At 45.4% G+C, this 18,554-nt stretch carries 16 protein-coding genes; 11 read left to right on the forward strand and 5 right to left on the reverse strand.

The window, feature by feature from the left end; genetic code table 11:
• Window positions 1-192: 192 nt before the first annotated feature.
• From BLV62_RS02160 to BLV62_RS02170, 3 genes are all read left to right on the forward strand, one after another.
• Window positions 193-2,469 carry a glycosyltransferase gene (locus BLV62_RS02160; RefSeq protein ID WP_089758236.1) on the forward strand — a complete coding sequence of 759 codons (2,277 nt, stop codon included), beginning with the start codon at window positions 193-195 and terminating at the stop codon, window positions 2,467-2,469.
• Entirely contained in the window at window positions 2,417-2,839 is a 423-nt protein-coding gene (locus tag BLV62_RS02165) for a response regulator transcription factor (RefSeq protein ID WP_089758238.1), read from the forward strand. The genes BLV62_RS02160 and BLV62_RS02165 overlap by 53 nt, the downstream gene beginning before the upstream one ends.
• A gap of 68 nt (window positions 2,840-2,907) precedes the next feature.
• Window positions 2,908-4,341 carry a sigma-54-dependent transcriptional regulator gene (locus tag BLV62_RS02170; RefSeq protein WP_089758240.1) on the forward strand — a complete coding sequence of 478 codons (1,434 nt, stop codon included), beginning with the start codon at window positions 2,908-2,910 and terminating at the stop codon, window positions 4,339-4,341.
• A 33-nt stretch (window positions 4,342-4,374) separates the two neighbouring features.
• On the opposite strand, the gene BLV62_RS02175 is transcribed toward BLV62_RS02170, so the two are convergent.
• A complete protein-coding gene (locus tag BLV62_RS02175) occupies window positions 4,375-5,826 on the reverse strand; it encodes a hybrid sensor histidine kinase/response regulator (protein WP_089758242.1) in 1,452 nt (483 codons plus the stop codon).
• A gap of 70 nt (window positions 5,827-5,896) precedes the next feature.
• Complete coding sequence (locus BLV62_RS02180; RefSeq protein WP_168927779.1) at window positions 5,897-7,273, reverse strand: sensor histidine kinase; 1,377 nt, start codon at window positions 7,271-7,273, stop codon at window positions 5,897-5,899.
• A 348-nt stretch (window positions 7,274-7,621) separates the two neighbouring features.
• Between BLV62_RS02180 and BLV62_RS02185 the strand changes: the two genes are divergently transcribed.
• The 4 genes from BLV62_RS02185 to BLV62_RS02200 all read left to right on the forward strand — a co-directional run bounded on the left by BLV62_RS02185 (window position 7,622) and on the right by BLV62_RS02200 (window position 10,415).
• Entirely contained in the window at window positions 7,622-7,840 is a 219-nt protein-coding gene (locus BLV62_RS02185; protein WP_139169885.1) for a hypothetical protein, read from the forward strand.
• 35 nt (window positions 7,841-7,875) lie between these two features.
• Window positions 7,876-8,415, forward strand: coding sequence for a YciE/YciF ferroxidase family protein (locus BLV62_RS02190; protein ID WP_089758249.1), 540 nt, complete (start codon window positions 7,876-7,878; stop codon window positions 8,413-8,415).
• A 73-nt stretch (window positions 8,416-8,488) separates the two neighbouring features.
• Window positions 8,489-9,358 (forward strand): SDR family oxidoreductase, encoded by an 870-nt coding sequence (locus BLV62_RS02195; protein WP_089758251.1) that lies wholly within the window; start codon window positions 8,489-8,491, stop codon window positions 9,356-9,358.
• The gene (locus BLV62_RS02200) at window positions 9,351-10,415 is read left to right on the forward strand and encodes a DNA topoisomerase IB (RefSeq protein ID WP_089758253.1); all 1,065 of its coding nucleotides are present in this window, start codon (window positions 9,351-9,353) and stop codon (window positions 10,413-10,415) included. The genes BLV62_RS02195 and BLV62_RS02200 overlap by 8 nt, the downstream gene beginning before the upstream one ends.
• On the opposite strand, the gene BLV62_RS02205 is transcribed toward BLV62_RS02200, so the two are convergent.
• Window positions 10,412-10,765 (reverse strand): hypothetical protein, encoded by a 354-nt coding sequence (locus BLV62_RS02205; RefSeq protein ID WP_089758255.1) that lies wholly within the window; start codon window positions 10,763-10,765, stop codon window positions 10,412-10,414. The two genes, BLV62_RS02200 and BLV62_RS02205, sit on opposite strands and share 4 nt — an antisense overlap.
• Window positions 10,766-10,874: 109 nt before the next feature.
• Here BLV62_RS02205 and ku point away from each other — a divergent pair, with 109 nt between their 5' ends.
• Genes ku through BLV62_RS02225 form a run of 4 tightly spaced genes read left to right on the forward strand, consistent with a single transcriptional unit; the run spans window position 10,875 to window position 16,006 of the window.
• Complete coding sequence (gene ku / locus BLV62_RS02210) at window positions 10,875-11,657, forward strand: non-homologous end joining protein Ku (protein ID WP_089758258.1); 783 nt, start codon at window positions 10,875-10,877, stop codon at window positions 11,655-11,657.
• The gene (gene ligD, locus BLV62_RS02215; protein ID WP_089758260.1) at window positions 11,654-14,149 is read left to right on the forward strand and encodes a DNA ligase D; all 2,496 of its coding nucleotides are present in this window, start codon (window positions 11,654-11,656) and stop codon (window positions 14,147-14,149) included. The genes ku and ligD overlap by 4 nt, the downstream gene beginning before the upstream one ends.
• A gap of 26 nt (window positions 14,150-14,175) precedes the next feature.
• On the forward strand, window positions 14,176-14,640 hold the full coding sequence (locus BLV62_RS02220; protein WP_089758262.1) for a hypothetical protein: 465 nt from the start codon (window positions 14,176-14,178) through the stop codon (window positions 14,638-14,640).
• Window positions 14,641-14,662: 22 nt separating this feature from the next.
• Window positions 14,663-16,006 carry a sigma-54-dependent transcriptional regulator gene (locus BLV62_RS02225; protein ID WP_089758264.1) on the forward strand — a complete coding sequence of 448 codons (1,344 nt, stop codon included), beginning with the start codon at window positions 14,663-14,665 and terminating at the stop codon, window positions 16,004-16,006.
• Here BLV62_RS02225 and chrA read toward each other — a convergent pair.
• Together chrA and BLV62_RS02235 are read right to left on the reverse strand one after the other, a co-directional pair.
• On the reverse strand, window positions 16,001-17,194 hold the full coding sequence (gene chrA / locus BLV62_RS02230; protein WP_089758266.1) for a chromate efflux transporter: 1,194 nt from the start codon (window positions 17,192-17,194) through the stop codon (window positions 16,001-16,003). The genes BLV62_RS02225 and chrA overlap by 6 nt on opposite strands.
• 333 nt (window positions 17,195-17,527) lie before the next feature.
• Entirely contained in the window at window positions 17,528-18,484 is a 957-nt protein-coding gene (locus BLV62_RS02235) for an isopenicillin N synthase family dioxygenase (RefSeq protein ID WP_089758269.1), read from the reverse strand.
• Between the last annotated feature and the right edge of the window lie 70 nt (window positions 18,485-18,554).

Genomic DNA, 18,554 nt, shown 5'->3' on the forward strand with positions numbered 1-18,554 from the left:
AATGATGATAAATAATAATATTGTTGACCTGTGAATGAATCAATTATCCAAAAACTGTGTATTTTTTTCCACAACTCCAAAACCTGCTTTCTCATCAATTCCTGAACGGGGGCGTTGGATTGATATTTGAAATATCCCTTATCCCGATCCGAAGCTTAGGACCAGGTTAGTTCAGTTGCAAAAATTTACATTATGAAGATTAGAACTTTGCTTTTTGTTACTTCTTACCCACCTCGTGAATGCGGCATCGCAACTTTTGCTCAAGATCTCATCAATGCCATGAATAAGAATTTTGATGGAAATCTGAATATTGAAGTAGCCGCTTTGGAAGAATCAGGGAAACCCAACACTACATTGTTAAACCCGCCTGTAAACTACCGGGTAAACCCGTTTGATATCGACAGTTGTATTGAGTTTGCCCAACAAATAAATGAAAACGATAAGATTGACCTTGTGTGTTTTGAACATGAGTTTGGCCTGTATGGCGGCGAATATGGACATAACATGCTGGCAATGATATCGCTACTCGACAAACCTTTCGTGGTAAGGTTTCATACCGTATTGCCTTACCCGGATATTAAATGCCAGAAAGTTGTCAGCCTGATCAGTGCGCTGGCATCGAAAGTGATCGTCATGACCCGCTCGTCAGCCGACCTGCTGCGTGAAGTATACCAGGTGCCGGCGGGTAAGATTGTTCACATTCCGCACGGTACGCATGCCCACATTGTAGATGATATACCTGCATTGAAAAGACAGTATGGTGTGGAAGGACGTCTCGTTCTTTCCACATTTGGTTTACTCAGCGAAAATAAAGGTATCGAAGTCGGAATCCGGGCAATGAAAGAAGTGGCCAGGGAATTTCCTAATGCTTTATATCTTATCCTCGGCAAGACGCACCCTGTTGTACATGCCCGGGAAGGTGAAAAATACAGGAATTCGCTTGAAGCATTGGTAAAGGAACTGGGATTGGAGAATAATGTAAGATTTGTAAACTCCTATCTTTCCCTGAAAACGCTGTTAGATTATCTCGCACTGACCGATATTTACCTGTTTACGTCAAAAGATCCGCACCAGGCGGTGAGCGGCACTTTCGTATACGCCATGAGTGCAGGCTGTGCAGTAATTTCCACATCATTCGTCCAGGCAAAAGAAATGCTGGAAGATGGAGCCGGTTGCCTGGTAGATTTCAATAACCCGGAGCAGATGTCGCAAGCTGCATTACAATTGCTGAGAGATCCGCAGCTGCGTAAGAATATGAGCAATGCCGCGAAGGAGAAAACACGCAGTTCTATCTGGGAAAACGTTGCCATTGCTCACATGAGCGTGATCAGTGAAGCCCTCGCAGAAGATAAACTGATGCCTAACCTGCCGCCTCCATATTTAGACCATGTAGACAGGCTGACAGATGAACTGGGAATGTTACAATTTGCTGTTCACGATGTACCTGATCCAACTTTTGGTTATACGCTGGATGACAATGCCAGGGCTTTGATAGCCATGTGTATGTATAGCAGCGAAATAAAATCCAATACATTTGTTGATACACTGATGCGCAAATATGCGCAGTTCATTAATAAATGCCAGCGCCCTTCCGGCAAGTTCCTTAACTATGTGGACAAGCACGGGGAGTTCGATGCCATGAACAACGAGGTAAACCTCGAAGATGCCAATGGGCGTGCGGTTTGGGCTTTGGGATACGTGTTGCACTCGCATGAACGCCTGCCTTTCGACGTTGTTCAGGTTGCACTGACCGGCTTGCGCAAGGCGTTTACCTGGATCCCTGAACTGCAATCGCCACGCGCAATGGCCTTTGCTATTAAAGGGCTCTATTATGCCCAGGACTATCGGGTAGGTGAAAAAGCCTCGGAATTGCTGACATTGTTGGCAGAAAAATTGCATAACAGTTACCTGCAGGAAGCTGACGAAAACTGGCACTGGTTCGAACCTTACCTTACTTATGGCAACGCAGTGCTACCGGAAGCTATGATGATGGCCTATAAGGTTACTGGAAAAAAAGAATATAAACAGATAGCTGAAGACAGCCTGCAGTTCCTCTGCAGTAAAACGTTTACTGAGAGCTACATGAAATTGATCAGCAACAAGACCTGGTATCACCGCAACGCGGAAACGCCACAGGAAGACGGAGGAGAGCAATCAATTGAAGTAGCTTATACTATGCTGGCATTAAACACCTTCTATAATATCACAAAAAACCATTCATATCTGGACAAAATGAGATTGGCCTTTAGCTGGTACCTTGGAAATAATCATCTTAAACAACTCGTATACAATCCTTTAACTTATGGGTGTTACGACGGTTTGGAAAAAAATAACGTTAATCAAAACCAAGGAGCTGAATCAACCGTGTGTTATCTGATTGCCAGACTTTTGATGGAACAATGGAACAAACACAAGTATGTTACAACGAAACAAAACAGCATGGAGCCCGTCAGAGTCGGCTCCAACTGAGCGCAGCACGACGGGGCCGAGCATACTGATTATCGACGATGAACCTGACATTTGCAGATTGTTGCAGTTAACGTTGGTACGACATGGCTTCACTGTAAGATATGTTCACGAACTGAAACTTGGCATGCAGGATATCCTGAAACATCAGCCTGACCTGCTTTTTCTTGACATTCATTTGCCTGATGGTTCAGGTTTGGAGGCGTTGCCTATTATCAAGGAGAAATGTCCTACCCTGCCGGTGATCACTATCAGCGCATACGACAACGCAATGGAAAAGCAGACAGCGCTTAAAGCAGGTGCCGCCTTTTTTCTCGCTAAACCTTTTAGCGTAAAACATGTTGATGAATTAATAGATCATATCAGAATTTGATGTCGATCCCGTTTTTTTTATTTATTAATTTTAACCACTCTGTTGCCAATACCACATATTAAAGAAGTATGAAAAATATTTTAATAATAGACGATGAAATAAATATCTGTACCCTCCTGAGCAAGTTCTTGGGTAAACATGGTTTCGACGTCGACACAACCATGACAGGTAACGCTGCGCTGAAAATGATGAAAGAGAAAAACTATGATCTCGTATTATGTGATTATAGGCTGAAAGATACCGACGGCGCCCAGCTGCTGCAGGATATCCGCCAGATCAACCCGTCTACGATTGTTATTATCATTACTGGTTATACTGATGTAAGGGTGGCCGTAGAAATGGTTAAAAACGGGGCATACGACTACTTGTCCAAGCCGTTGTACCCGGATGAGATCCTGAACCTCGTTCATAAGGCTTTTGCACATAAAGAGTCGGAACAGGAAAGACAGGCTGTAAGGCCAGTTGAATCAGGATCCGAACCCGAAGTAAGGGAAACATTGTTATCACGCAACCAGAACGATAAGAACGACAAATACGTATACGGCGAAAGCGAAGGCGCGAAGGAATTGTTCAGACAAATAAGATTGGTTGCGCCAACCGATTACAGCGTGATCATTTTTGGCGAAACCGGTACAGGTAAAGAATCCGTTGCTCACCTGATACACCATCATAGCAAACGCAATTCGCAGCCTTTTGTGGCGCTCGACTGCGGCAGTTTGTCTAAAGAACTGGCGGCCAGTGAGTTATTTGGTCACGAAAAAGGAGCCTTCACAGGCGCCATCAACACCAAGATTGGCGCTTTTGAACAGGCGCAGGGCGGTACCCTCTTCCTGGATGAGATATCCAACCTTTCGTACGATATACAGGTAGCGCTGCTCCGTGTATTGCAGGAAAAAGTAATACGCCGGGTGGGCAGCCTGAAGGAAATCCCTGTAGATGTACGTATTATTGTAGCCTCCAACGAAAAGCTTTCAGAATCCGTACAACGGGGCAAATTTAGGGAAGACCTCTTCCACAGGTTCAATGAATTTACCATCTATATTCCGCCGCTGAGAGAGAGAAGAGAAGACCTCCCGCTGTTCACAACAGCCTTTGTAAACCAGGTGGAGAAAGAACTGGACAAATCCTGCGGTAAAATATCTCCGGAGGTTTGGGAATGTTTCAGGCAATATAACTGGCCAGGTAATATTCGTGAACTGAAAAACGTTATCAGAAGGGCATGCCTGCTGACGCCGGAAATGGAAGACATTACCATGTCGGCCCTCCCGCTGGAAATGAAGGAGTCGTTCTCCCAGACGCCAGACGAAATACCGATCAGCGGAGAACTGGCAATCCTGTCGAACGACAATGACCTGAAAACAGTGGCCCTGCAGGCAGAATATAACAAGATCATCAACGTACTGAAAGAAGTGAAGTACAATAAGACGAAAGCTGCGCAGGTATTAAATATCGACAGGAAAACTCTTTATAATAAACTTCGTTTGCTAAATATTAATTACTGATTAAGAATGACGGATTGTACTTGTTGCAGTCCGTCATTCTTCTTTTTCCACAGCCGGTAAAGCTATGGTAAATGTTGTACCGCTGCCAGGTTTGCTATCCACATGAATAGAGCCTTTATGGTTTAACAGGATGTTTTGAGTGCTCGTCAGCCCCAAACCGGTACCCTTCGATTTGCTGGTATAAAAAGGATCGAACAGCCGGGCCAGTTTATCCTCAGGAATTCCAATCCCATTATCGCTGATCTTTAGTAAAGCTTTATCGTTATTCTTAAGTGTAGTAATAGTAAGGACTCCTTCACCTGGTTTCATCGCTTCCACTGCGTTGATTATGATGTTCAGGAAGGCAATGATCATCTTTTCCTCATCTGCATTGATAATAATGTCAGGAATAACCAGCTCTTTTATGAGTTTTATTTCATTAAGCTGGATCCTGTCAATGGCCAGCAACAAGGTTTTTTCAATCAGTTCATTGAGGCCATGCTGCATTGTATGCAACTCGATCATCCGGGTGCTGTGCAGCAATTCAGTGATCAGTTGGTTGATCCTTGTACAGTTCCTCTCAATAATATCTGTATAGATGACAGATTCTTCATTGGCTTTTACTGCATCTTCATCTTTAAACTGGCTTACTGCCAAAAGAATATTTGTTAGCGGGTTCCTTACCTCATGTGCAATGACCCGGGCGATCCGGCCTGTAATAACAAATTTCTCCTGGTGTTGCTTCTCCTGCTCCTCCCTTTTCTTATCAGTAATATCCTGTATCACACAAAGGAATATCTGCGCAGCTTCGTCTAAGGTTACCGCATTGATTAATACGATGAGCTTTTTATTGTCGGCGGTTTTGAACTGGTATTCTTTTGAATTGACACTTTCATTGCCGCAAATATTATCAAGAAATTGTTCGCTTTCTGCAACATCAGCAAATAGATCCCTCAGGTGCAACTTCAGTATTTCATCTCGCGAATAGCCCAGTATCCTCAGGGCAGTTGGGTTGGCATCCACGATGTTCCGGTCGCAATCTGCCAGTATGATGAGGTCGTGCGCTTTTTCAAAGATCCCGTAATATCGTTTTTCACTTTCCTCTATAGAACGCCGATGGCTGTATTCATCCAGCGCATAACGGATAGATCTTTCCAGCAGGGTAGAAGAGATCTCTCCTTTTACCAGGTAATCGTATGCGCCTGCCATCATAGCCTCTTTATCGATCTTATAATCGCCTTTTCCTGTAAGCATAATTACAGGCAATTGTTTGGATCTTTCCTGTATATAACGCAGAATGTCGATCCCGGTATGGGGGCCAAGACGATAATCAACCAACAGGATATCGTGATCTTTTTCTTCAAGAGCCTGTATGCCTTTCTGGTAGTTTGATGCCCATTCCAGCTTGTATTGTCCGGGAGATATATCTTGCAGTAATGCTGTTACCAGGAAAAAATCATCTTCGTCATCATCAATCATCAGGATGTGTATCGGACGGTCGCTCATGAGTAGGAGTTCTTAATTTATTGGCAATGGGATAATTCACCGCAATAAAGGTGCTAATATTTATTGTTCATCAGGTTGTTTCAACAGGCAGTTGCTTTAATGGCAAAATAATTACAAATGTTGCCCCCCGGTCGGGCGACCCATAGGCATGGATAAAGCCTTTGTGACTATCAACAATTTTTTTGCAGATGGCCAGCCCAATTCCTGTGCCTGTATATTCGCTGATGCCATGAAGCCGTTGAAAAATGAGGAAAATGCGTTCAGCATAAGCCTGGTCAAACCCAATACCGTTATCATCAATACTTATACGGCAAAAACGCTCATCCCACCTGCTTTCCTTTTCTATTTCCAGTTCCCTGCCTGTCATGATCCGGTAATGGATATTGATCTCCAGGCGCCTGTCGGGGCTGGCGAATTTAATGGAGTTGGCCAGCAGGTTTTGAAATAACTGATGAAAGGAAGTTTCGCTGCCTTCTACGATAGGTAAATTATCGAAGGTTACAAGGGCATTTTTTTCTTCCAGCGGAAGTTCCAGGTCTGCCAGTATTTCCTCCAATACCGTTGTCAGGTCTACCGGTTTAATACTTTCGGGAGTAATGCGCCCCGCCCTGGAAAATACCAGCAGGTCGTTGATCAGTACCCGCATCCTGGCCACTGCCGATACCATTCTTTCGATCAGCTGATTGGCGTCTTCCGGCAGATCGGCTTTATACTTCATCTGCAGCCGGTCGCTGAAGGTCGAGATCTTTCGTAATGGCTCCTGCAGGTCATGGGAGGCTACATAGGCGAATTGTTCCAGTTCCTGGTTTGTTTTGTTCAGCAGGCTGATATTCTGTTGCAATTCCCGCTGATAGGATTTCATCCGGCTTTCGATATGCAACTGTAGTTTGAATTCCCGGGTAAGGGTAATGTAAGAGTAAATCCCAATGAGGATAGCTACGAGTGAAGAGATGAAGATAACCGGCACCCACAGGACAGCATAGAAATGGAAAAGTTCCGATTTCTCTGCTACCAGTGTTTCTTCTATCCTGATCATATCCCTTACCTTGTTGTCTATCCGGTCCATAAATTTTTCTCCTTCTTTCACTGACGACTCTTTTTTCTGCTGGGACTGGGCCTGGCCGCCGGATTCGAACTGCGCGTATTTGATTTTAAGCAGCTGTTGCAGGGTATCCAGGTGCCTTTGCTGTACGGGATTGTCTATCGTGATTTTTCTCAATAACTGGTATTCTTTATTGATCCTGCTGATACGTTCCTGTACACTGGGGTTTAAAAAAGCGCTGTCTTTTGTGAGATTAAACCCCCGGATAGCGGACTCTGCCTCTTTCAGCTGCCTGGTTATTACTTCCAGGCGTTTAGATACTTCGATGGCGTGGTTTAAACGGCCGGCATTATCCAGTAAATTTTTAGCAACCAGGTAAGAAAAAACAGATGCGGTTACAATCACTGTAAAGGCGATAAAGAAACCGACTTGAATTTTTTTCTGTATTGAAAAATGCATTTGAATAGCTAGGATAAGTAGTGTTTGAAGGTACTATTTTATGTGCATATTGATGAATTAAATTCAGCGTGAGCAACATATTCCACAGAGTGCCTTTTAATTCTACAAGCAATAAATACACAACTGCTTTAGTAAGCCTATACTACTTAAGCTGAAGCGTAAGCAATTTGTAATGCTTGCCCATGGCTTGTTTAGGAGGAGAGAAAATTTCGTTTGATGTATGCTTCTCCTAGGCATGGAATGAACTTTGGGTTTAAAAATCAGTCAGAAGTTTTAACCGTTAAACCCAGAGATATGAATAACCCAAAAATAGCTCAAACCATTCCGGATCCTACCTCTCCTGACAAGCAACAGCCAGGCCGGGAGAATCCGAACCCGGTGCAGCCACCTCCTGATAAACCGGAAGTTCCGGATATACCAGAAGAGGTTCCGGATATTGAAACGCCAAGAAAGCCCGCAGATCCCAAATCCGGTGAACAGGCTTTCGAACGCAAATCGCCCGAACAACAATAACGTTAACCATTTCATCATTTTTAAAACTTTCAACAATGCCTACTTCCAAAACAACCAGCAGTACTGCTAAAAAAAACATGAGTGAATCCAAATTCCATGAACTCTTTGTAGACGAAATTAAAGACATCTATTGGGCGGAGAAGAACCTGGTGAAAGCATTGCCTAAAATGGCTAAAGCTGCAACTTCTGAAGAATTGAAGGAGTGCATCACTACTCACCTGGAAGAAACAAAAGAACACGTTGCCCGTCTGGAAAAGATTTTTGAACTGTTAGGCAAAAGGCCGCAGGCAAAAAAATGTGAGGCAATGGAAGGTTTGTTAAATGAAGGACAGGAAGTAATAGCAGATACGGAAGCCGATAGCGCCGTTAGAGATGCCGGTATTATCATCTCTGCTCAGAAAGTGGAACACTACGAAATTTCAGCTTACGGAAGCCTGAGGACCTTAGCTAAAGTAATGGGACACAAAGAAATCGCTGACATCCTGGAAAGTACTTTAGAAGAAGAAAAAAATGCAGATGCTACGCTCACCGAAGTAGCTGAATCTACAGTTAATGAAGAAGCGTCTGCAGAATAATTATTCTGGTGAATATTGTGAAAAACTGCAAAAGGTTCCTGTATCTGCAGGGGCCTTTTTTTAATCTCATACTATGCAAAAATCCAATCCAAAGAAAGTGGTACGACCAGCAAAGAAACAGGCAGTTCAGCCGGGCCTGGAAACCCGGATGCACCCGCAACCCGTTTTTGAAAAGAAAAACCCGGAAAATAAAGGCCGTTTAAGCGGCAAGGTAGCGGTGATCACCGGCGGAGATAGCGGGATAGGCCGGGCGGTGGCTGTAGCTTTCGCCAATGAAGGCGCTAACGTGGTTGTTGCTTATCTCAACGAACATACTGATGCTAAACTCACTGCCGAACAGGTGCAGTCTGCCGGCGCCGAATGCCTGCTGATCGCCGGAGATATCAGCAAAGAAAGGCATTGCAACAGGATCGTTGCCAAAACGATCAAAAAATTCGGCAAGCTGGATATCGTGGTGAACAACGCAGCTGTTCAATACCCGCAAAAAGGCCTGGAAGATATCGATGCCCGGCAGCTGCAAAAAACTTTCGAAACAAACATTTACCCGCATTTTTACATATCAAGGGCCGCTTTGCCCCATCTACCCAAAGGCGGATCTATTATCTGTACTACCTCCGTAACCGCATACAGGGGCAGCAGTCACCTTATCGACTACAGCGCCACGAAAGGGGCCATCGTTTCGTTCGTGAGATCCCTATCCGCCGCCCTGGCCGATAAAGGCATCCGTGTCAATGGCGTCGCTCCCGGGCCGATCTGGACACCGCTGATCCCTGCTACTTTTACCAAGGAGGAAGTATCGAAGTTCGGAACAGACGTACCCCTGAAACGGGCCGGCCAGCCTGTGGAAGTAGCCCCGTCTTACGTGTTCCTGGCAAGCGACGACGCTTCTTATATTACCGGTCAGATATTGCATCCAAATGGAGGGGAAATCGTCAATGGGTAACAATATTGATCCGAAATCGACAGCCCGGGCGGCAAAGCTGAAGTATGTAAAAGCATCGCAACCCGGTTTTACCAGGGTAGCGGATGCTAACGGTTTCAAGTATTTCGACCTGGATGGCAAGGAAATCAAAGACGAAGAAACCCTGTCGCGTATCCGCTCCCTGGTCTTGCCTCCTGCCTGGCAGGACGTATGGATCTGCCCCTGGGATAACGGGCACCTGCAGGCTACCGGCATCGATACAAAAGGCCGTAAACAATACCGTTACCATCCCCAATGGATAAAGGAAAGGAGCCAGACCAAATATCACAGGCTGGCGATGTTCGGCGAAAGATTACCCATGATACGGAAGCGGATAAATGAAGACCTGCATCTGCCCACGTTAAGCAAAGACAAAGTAATAGCTATCGCCCTTTGCGTAATGGAAGAAACGCTTATCAGGGTAGGTAATGTATCGTACGAACGGCTATATGGCTCGTTCGGGCTTACAACCCTGAAAAATAACCATGTTAAAATACAGGGAAACCAGGCATTTTTCAACTTTAAAGGAAAGAAAGGGGTAAAGCATCATATTACCCTGAAAGACCCGGCTTTAATCCGTTTATTAAAGAAAGTCAGGGAAATACCCGGGCAGGTATTGTTCCAGTATTATGACGAAGAAGGCCAGCACACCAGGCTCGATTCAGGCGAGGTAAATGAATACATCAGGGCCTGCTGCGGGGATGAAGACTTCACCTGTAAGGACTTCAGGACATGGGCCGGGACCGTTCATGCACTTAACCTGCTGGCCGAAATACTGCCATATGGTTCCATAACAGAATGCCGTAGAAATATTGTAGGAATTATAGACACTGTGGCAAACAAACTGGGGAATACCCGCGCCGTTTGCAAAAAATACTACATACACCCCAAAATATTTGAAGTATACGAAAACGGGCAACTGGAACCCTGGTTAAAGAAATTACGGGCAAAAAGTAAAAAACCCGCCAATGGAAATGGCGGGCTGCATGAGGATGAAAAAATTTTGTTAGCATTCCTGAAAGAGATGGAGAAAATTTAACCGTAAATCAATTGCTCTTCCCGGTCTTCTACTTTTATTTTTTTCAGAAAGTCGTCGAATGAGGTACCTTCATGCGATTCGGTTGCATAAGTACCGTAGACGTCCATTACATAGCTTTTTTCACCGTCTTTGTCTTCCATTAAATACAGTACGGAAGAATCGCCTGGATCTGACTCCCCTTCAAACCTGTAAACTTTAATGATAGTCAGGTCTTCAGGATCATAGATCTTTTGTGAATCAGAATTCTGTAATCTGCCATGATCACTCATCTTCAGCTCGTGGTCGAACCCTCTTTCATGCAGTCTTTCCAGTACTCTAGTTAGTGTTGTCATTTCTCCTGGCTTTTCCATAAAAAAGGTTTTTGGTTACACGAGCTGAAAAACCAAAAGTTATGCCGCGATGTTTTATCAAATGGTACTATTTCTGTTAACTTTTATTTCACACCAAACCACTTGAACTATGAGAGCAATATGGTCTGGATCTATCGGCTTTGGCCTGGTAAACATACCTGTAAAATTATACAGTGCAACGCAAGACAGCAGGTTGGATCTTGATATGTTGGACAGCAAGAACGGGGCACATATTAAATTCCTCCGCGTAAACGAAAACACAGGAAAGGAAGTGCCCTGGGAACAGATCAAGAAAGGTTATTTATACAACGACGAATATGTGATGCTGGATGACAGCGATTTCGAAGCTGCCAGCCCAAAGCGTAGCAAAATCATTGAAATTGAATCGTTTGTGGAGGAAGTGGAAATCGACGATATCTACTTCGAAACACCTTATTTCATTGAACCGGCGAAAGGAGGCGAAAAAGCATATGAGCTGCTTTTTCAGACCCTTAAAAAGACCGGCAAAGCAGGATTGAGCCGCTTCGTACTGCGATCCCAGGAACACCTGGCAGTAGTAAGGCCGCGGGAAAATTACCTGCTGCTGCAGCAATTGAGGTTTGAAGAAGAAGTCCGCTCCGCGGAAGATCTGAACCTGCCGAAAAATATCAGGTTGCAGAAAAAAGAGCTGGATATGGCCATCGAATTGGTGAAACAATACACTACAGAGTTCGATATAAGCGCTTATAAAGATGATTATAAAGCTGAATTGATGAAGATCATTAAAGCGAAGGCCAGCGGTAAGAAACCTACTGTGAAAAAACTGGAAGTGGTACATACCAAGAGCGACAACCTCTTTGATCAGCTGAAGGCCAGTTTAAATAAACCAGCTTCTAAAAAACGCGCTTCATGAGTTTAGCAAAATACAGGCAGAAAAGGGATTTCAAGGAAACAACAGAACCGCAGGCAGGTAAACCGGAAAAAGGGAAGCATATCTTCGTTGTTCAACGCCATCATGCCTCCCGGTTGCACTACGATTTCAGGCTCGAAGTAGACGGCGTCCTGAAAAGCTGGGCTGTTCCGAAAGGCCCTTCCATGAACCCGGCGGATAAACGCCTGGCAATGGAAGTCGAGGATCACCCGTACGATTATAAAGACTTTGAAGGTACCATCCCCGCAGGCAACTACGGGGCAGGAACCGTGTATATATGGGACAAAGGCACATTCGAACTGCTGAGGGGCGATGGCGATTTCGATAAAGAAGCGCTGAAGGAGATCAAGGATGGAGACCTGAAGATCGTAATGAAAGGAAAAAAACTGAAAGGTGAATTTGCATTGGTAAAGATGAAAGGAGGAAGGGAAGCAAACGCCTGGCTGCTGATCAAGCATAAGGATAAATACGCGGTAGACGAATACGATAGTGAAGATTACACCCCCGAAAGGGTAAAAGCACAAGGTCTGAAAAACAAAGCTGCCTCGAAGGCGGCAAAAAAAAAAGTAGTTAACCTGCCCCCGGAAAACTCCTCCAAACGGGCTATGAAAAAGCTCTACCAACCTATGCTGGCAACCTTGGTCAACCAGCCTTTTGATGGCGAAGACTGGCTCTTCGAAACCAAATGGGATGGTTACAGGGCGATAGCCGCAGTAAAGAAACAAAAGGTAGAACTCTACTCCCGGAACCAGAAATCGTTCAACGATGATTACCCTGATATTGTAGCCGCCCTGGAACAACTGGATCATGACGTTGTGCTGGACGGAGAAATTATTGTACTGGGGAAAGATAAAAGATCAGATTTCCAGCAATTGCAGCAGTACAGGACATCGGGCAAAGGCCAGCTGGTATATATGATCTTCGACCTGCTGCACCTGGACGGAAATGAATTGCAGCATTTGACCCTGCTCGAGCGCAAATCGCTGTTGAAAGACCTGTTATCCAACATCCGGGACAAACGCCTGAAATACTCCGACCATGTACTGGAAAACGGTATCAGGTTTTACGATAAGGCCAGGGAAAAGCAATGGGAAGGTATTATGGCCAAGAAAACAGATAGCGTATACGAAGAGGGGAAAAGGGTGAAATCGTGGCTGAAGGTTAAGATCGTGAACGAACAGGAAGCGTTGATCTGTGGTTACACAGCGCCCAGGGGAAGCAGGAAGAAAATAGGCGCCCTGATACTGGGCATGTATGAAGGTAAAAAGCTCAGGTATATAGGGCATTGCGGCGGGGGATTAAATACAGACAGTCTCGGTACTCTTTACGACAAACTCCAGCCCCTGGTTACCAACAACGCCCCGTTTGCTGAAAAGATCGCCACCAATACGCCGGTAACCTGGGTAAAACCGCAATTGGTGTGCGAGGTAAAATTCCAGGAATGGACAAGCGACGGGCATCTTCGCCAGCCTGTGTTCCTGGGACTGAGAGAAGACAAGCCGGCAAAAGATGTACATCCTGAAAAACCTAAAGCGTTAGATATGGCTACCATAGAAAAAGAGCGTACGCTAACCCTGAACGGGAAGAAAGTGGCGCTGACAAACCAAACCAAATTGTATTGGCCGGACGAGCAGATCACCAAAGGCCAATTGGTGGATTATTATATGTCGGTGGCCCGGTTCATACTGCCTCATCTGAAAGACAGGCCTCTGTCCCTGCATCGTTTCCCTAATGGCATCAATGGTCCATCCTTCTATCAGAAAGACCTGGATCTCGAGCAGGCGCCCGACTGGATAAAGAGCTACACTATGGTAGCCGAATCCACAGGCAAGGAAGTGGATTACATGGTCTGTAACAATGAAGCAAGCCTGGCTTATATGATCAACCTTGGCTGCATTGAAGTGAACCCCTGGCTTAGCAGGCTTTCGAAACTGGATAACCCCGACTTCATAGTGCTGGACCTGGACCCGGAGAAGATAGATTTCAAATATGTAGTGGAAACAGCCCAAAAAGTGAAGGAGATACTGGATGGTTATAAGATAGATTCTTTTTGCAAAACATCAGGCTCCAGGGGATTGCATATTTATATTCCCACAAACGGGAAATTCGAGTACGAAACTACCCGGCTGTTTGCAGAGTTTGTAGCAAAACAGGTGAATGAGGCTTTACCAAAAACAACCAGTGTTATAAGAGCCAAAGCTTCCCGTCAGAAAAAAGTATACATAGATTTTTTACAGAACAGCCGGGGCCAAACGGTCGCCGCCCCTTATTCAGTGCGGCCTAAGCCAGGCGCTACTGTTTCGATGCCGCTGTTATGGGGTGAAGTGAATGAGCGCCTGAAAATGAGTGATTTTAATATATTTAATTCACTGGAACGCATAAACGAAAAGGGCGATTTATGGCACGATATTAAAAGCCATAAAAATGATTTGCGTAACGCTATTCGGAGTATCGAAAAGCAGGCGGTAACGTAACAATTCTAACTTAAAATTGAAATGTTATGGAAAAGATTTCAGCTACCAGGTCATTGCGGATTTACGGCTATATTTTAGGGCTTATTTGTGTTGCCGGAACTATTATATTTGGTGCAACCAAGGCCATTGGCAACCTATGGTTCGGATACCTGGGTAATTGCGTAATGTTTTTAGGGGTATTGTTTGCTATCCTGCATTATAACCATATTCATCATAACCAGGTACCGGCGAAGGCTTCTTTCGCTATGGGAGTACGAACAACCATCCTGGCAACCACCATTTATGCGGCCTTCCTTTTGATCTTTTACCTTGTTGCAGGCCGGAATAACGATAATGCCCTCCAGGATAACAATGCCCAGTATGAAGGCTTCTGGGGCTTTTTCTTTGGTAATGCCTTATTTGTGAACGTATTTGTCGGACTTGTAGCAGCCATGCTGGGTGCTTATGTGTTTAAACGGAACCAGAAAACTGACCAGGTAAAAGAAAGCTAGGACCCTGTATATTTGCAGGGTTATGTCTAAAGGTCACTTACTCATTATCGACGACGAAGAGCAGCTCAGGAAGCTGCTGGGGCGTTTGCTGGCGCTGGAAGGTTATACCATCTACGAGGCGGGGAACATTAAATCGGCATACAAGATCCTGGATAAGGAAGAAATACATGTAGTCCTTTCTGACGTTAAACTCCCTGACGGCAACGGAGTGGAGCTGGTACAGCAACTGCGCGCCAAATACCCCGCTACGGAGATCATTGTGTTAACCGCCTACGGGAACATAGCGGATGGCGTACAGGCCATCAAAAGCGGGGCGTTCGATTATATCACCAAGGGAGACGATAATAACCGCATCCTGCCGCTTGTGAGCAAGGCAATGGAGCAGGCCAGCCTGCGTTTCCGGATCAGGGACCTGGAGCGCCAGATAGGCGGCAAATACAGCTTCGATTCTATATTGGGCGAAAGCCCGGAAATAAAAGCGGCTGTTGCCCTGGCGGAGAAAGTAGCGCCTTCTGATCTCAGCGTGTTGTTACTGGGAGAAACGGGGGCAGGAAAAGAAGTATTTGCCCAGGCTATTCACCAGGGCAGCCAGCGTAAGCAGTATCCTTTTGTAGCGGTCAACTGCAGCGCATTCGGCAGGGAAATCCTGGAAAGCGAACTATTTGGCCACGTACCTGGCGCCTTCACAGGAGCTATTAAGGAGAAGAAAGGATTTTTTGAAGAAGCTAAGAATGGTACCATCTTCCTGGATGAAATAGGGGAGATGGCGCTGGAACTTCAGGCCAAGCTGCTCAGGGTACTTGAAACCCAGGAATTCTATAAGGTGGGGGAGGCTAAGCCTACAAAAACCAATGTGAGGATCATTGCCGCTACCAACAGGAACCTGGAGAGTGAAATCGCCAACGGCCACTTCAGGGCAGATCTGTTCTACCGTCTTTCGGCCTTCCAGATCAATATCCCTTCACTGAACGAAAGACGGAAAGATATCCCTTTACTGGCCTCCTGGTTTTTAAAGCAGATAGGACCCAAGATCAATAAACGCCGTAGCAACATGACCCCGGCTTTTATCGAGGCCCTTCAACAGCATAACTGGAAAGGAAATATCAGGGAATTGCGGAACGTGATAGAACGGGCTGCTATACTAACAGACACGGATGTACTGGATGTACATGCCTTGCCGTTAGACTTCAAGCAGGATGGCCAGCAAACCACTTCTTCGCTGCTCCTGGCCGATGTTGAAAAACAGCATATCATAAAAGTGCTGGCTTTGGAAAAAGGAAACAAAACCAGGGCTGCAGAAGTGATGGGAATCGGTTTAACTACCCTTTACAACAAGATCAAAGAATATCATATTCAGCTGTCATAGCAGCCAGCCCAGCAGGATGCAGGCTAATACGATCAGCGGCGAAGGCACCTTGCTTAAGCACAGTAAGCCCAGGGTTGAGATCATGATAAGTATGTTGTACCGGGTCAGTGGTATAGCGATCAGCAATATCAGCGTAGCCGCCCACATAATACCTACCACTACAGCGTTAATTCCTTCCAGCGCCCGGTAGATTACCACGTATTTTTTCAGGTTATTCCATATAGGGAAAAAAAACAACACCAGCAGCAAACTGGGTAAAAAAATCGCAATGGGAGCGAGCATGCATCCCAGGAACTGGTAGCCCATGCCCAGGTTCCGCATGACCATACCGCCAACGTAGGCGGAGATGGAAAATGTAGGGCCGGGAATTGCCCGCATAATACCGGCTCCTGTCAGCAGCTCTTCTGCTGTCATGAACTGGGATTTAGACCTGGTTACATATTGTTCCAGCATCATCGCTATCAGGATATCTCCTCCTCCGAAAACAAGGCTTCCGAAACGGTAGAAGTTCTCGAACAGGTTAAACGGACGCCTGGTGATCCATTCATGGGTCCTGGCAATTTCAGACATGAATCCGGCCAATACAAAGATCAGCACGAACAGCCAGATATTTCCCCATTGGATCTTACGGGGTTTGTCGGCAATATCAGGGATCCTTTTATTACTGAAATTGGAAACGATGCCCCCCAGGATTATAAGGCAGGGGAACGTCCAGGGCGATTTCAGGAAGTAAGCTGCCAGCAGCGACCCAAGCATGATCCCTGCGGTAGCCAGGTTGTTGACGCTGATCTTGAAAGCCTTTATACTGCCGTAGGCCAGGAAACCTACCGCCATAGGCTGTACATACTTGAAAATATCCGTATGCAGGGTGTTCTTGTCGAAATACTGCAGTAAAAAGCTCAACGAACCCATTATCAGGCAGGCGGGGGTGATCCATATCAGTAAGGTGATAATAGCCAGCAGAACGCCGCCTCTTTTGTAGCCGATGAGGGTTAGGGTTTGGGAAGATGATGCCCCAGGGAGTAGTTGACAAAAAGCGTTATACTCCATCAGTTCCTGTTCTGTGACATCCTTCCGTTCCTGAACAAATGTTTTCATCATCATCGCCAGGTGGCCCTGGGGGCCGCCGTATGCGGTGATGCTATGTAATAGCACTGCTTTCAGAAATGGGATATGTCTTAGGAGCACTGTTTAATACGAAAAAATAAATATGGACAAAAACTCAAGTGTGATCTAAATTCCCGGCAAAATACAACCAGGTTGCTAATATTGCTAATTATTGCAAACAATAAGGGCACAATACTTGTAATAATGGAAGTCATATTACGAAAAAGTGGCCTTTTGTCCGTTGTGATCAGTTTAGTTACTGTTGGTTAATTTCCCAATCATGCGCGAAAGTGCCTGTTTTAAGAAAAGTAACCATTCATTTGAAAAACCATTAAAGCTAGACTTGCCTTAAATGCAGGATATTTTTATAAGTCCCGGAAATGTAATACCGTTCCGGGACTTTCTACCAATGGTTTATTTCTTCAAGCCAATTTCCCGCAAACGTTCATCCAGGTATTCTCCTGCTGTTATCGGTTCATAAGCCAGCGGATTTTCTGCTGTTATGCAGCTTTCCAGCGCATCCAGTTTCATTGCTGATTTTGGATGGAGGAAGAAAGGAATGGAGTAGCGGGAACTGCCCCACATTTCGCGTGGCGGGTTCACCACTCTGTGGGTCGTAGATTTCAGCCGGTTGTTGGTTAACCGCTGCAACATATCTCCAACGTTTACCACGATCTGTTCAGGCAGGGAAGTTACAGGCACCCAGTTGTTTTGCTTGTCCAATATCTGCAATCCATCTGCAGATGCGCCTACCAGCAGGGTTATCAGGTTGATGTCTTCGTGCTGCTCTGCACGGATAGACGATTTAGGTTCTGAAGTAATAGGAGGATAATGGATAGCTCTCAGGATAGAGTTGCCATTGTGGATCTTATCATCAAAATAATGCTCATCTAACCCCAGGTAAATGGCGATAGCCTGCAACAAATATTTCCCTGATTTCTCGAAGCTCCTGTAGGCTTTGCCGAAAGTAGGCGTAAAGGCCGGCACTTCTTCTACTACCACGTTTTCAGGGTATTCTTTACCGATAGGGTCGTTATCTTCCACTGTTTGCCCGAACTGGAAAAACTCTTTCAGGTCAGGCGCCTCATATCCTTTTGCATGTTCTTTACCAAAGGAAGTGTAGCCCCGCTGGCCGGCCAGTTCCGGGATTTCATATTTGTGTTTTACTTCATATGGTAGTTGAAAGAACTGCTGAACATTTTTGTATAGATCAGCAATGAGCTCGTCCGGGATCCCGTGGTTCTTTACTGCTACAAAACCAACATCTTCATATGCTTTACCGAGCTGCTGCACGAAGGCGGCCTTACGCGCCGGATCTCCCGACACAAAATCGGCGAGATCAACAGAGGGAATGGAGTGAGTAGTTGCCATATCTTGATAAAATTGTTTTGGAATACTAATAGAGTACTAAAGGTAGTGGTTTCTAACGAACGTTTCATGC

The organism is Chitinophaga terrae (ex Kim and Jung 2007), from assembly GCF_900107795.1.
In the GTDB taxonomy this organism is placed as follows: Bacteria; Bacteroidota; Bacteroidia; order Chitinophagales; family Chitinophagaceae; genus Chitinophaga; species Chitinophaga terrae.

Coding starts and splice junctions, on each gene's coding strand:
- BLV62_RS02160 (WP_089758236.1), top strand. CDS start 193: ATGAAGATTAGAACTTTGCTTTTTGTTACTTCTTACCCACCTCGTGAA.
- BLV62_RS02165 (WP_089758238.1), top strand. CDS start 2,417: ATGTTACAACGAAACAAAACAGCATGGAGCCCGTCAGAGTCGGCTCCA.
- BLV62_RS02170 (WP_089758240.1), top strand. CDS start 2,908: ATGAAAAATATTTTAATAATAGACGATGAAATAAATATCTGTACCCTC.
- BLV62_RS02175 (WP_089758242.1), bottom strand. CDS start 5,826: ATGAGCGACCGTCCGATACACATCCTGATGATTGATGATGACGAAGAT.
- BLV62_RS02185 (WP_139169885.1), top strand. CDS start 7,622: ATGAATAACCCAAAAATAGCTCAAACCATTCCGGATCCTACCTCTCCT.
- BLV62_RS02190 (WP_089758249.1), top strand. CDS start 7,876: ATGCCTACTTCCAAAACAACCAGCAGTACTGCTAAAAAAAACATGAGT.
- BLV62_RS02195 (WP_089758251.1), top strand. CDS start 8,489: ATGCAAAAATCCAATCCAAAGAAAGTGGTACGACCAGCAAAGAAACAG.
- BLV62_RS02200 (WP_089758253.1), top strand. CDS start 9,351: ATGGGTAACAATATTGATCCGAAATCGACAGCCCGGGCGGCAAAGCTG.
- BLV62_RS02205 (WP_089758255.1), bottom strand. CDS start 10,765: ATGGAAAAGCCAGGAGAAATGACAACACTAACTAGAGTACTGGAAAGA.
- ku (WP_089758258.1), top strand. CDS start 10,875: ATGAGAGCAATATGGTCTGGATCTATCGGCTTTGGCCTGGTAAACATA.
- ligD (WP_089758260.1), top strand. CDS start 11,654: ATGAGTTTAGCAAAATACAGGCAGAAAAGGGATTTCAAGGAAACAACA.
- BLV62_RS02220 (WP_089758262.1), top strand. CDS start 14,176: ATGGAAAAGATTTCAGCTACCAGGTCATTGCGGATTTACGGCTATATT.
- BLV62_RS02225 (WP_089758264.1), top strand. CDS start 14,663: ATGTCTAAAGGTCACTTACTCATTATCGACGACGAAGAGCAGCTCAGG.
- BLV62_RS02235 (WP_089758269.1), bottom strand. CDS start 18,484: ATGGCAACTACTCACTCCATTCCCTCTGTTGATCTCGCCGATTTTGTG.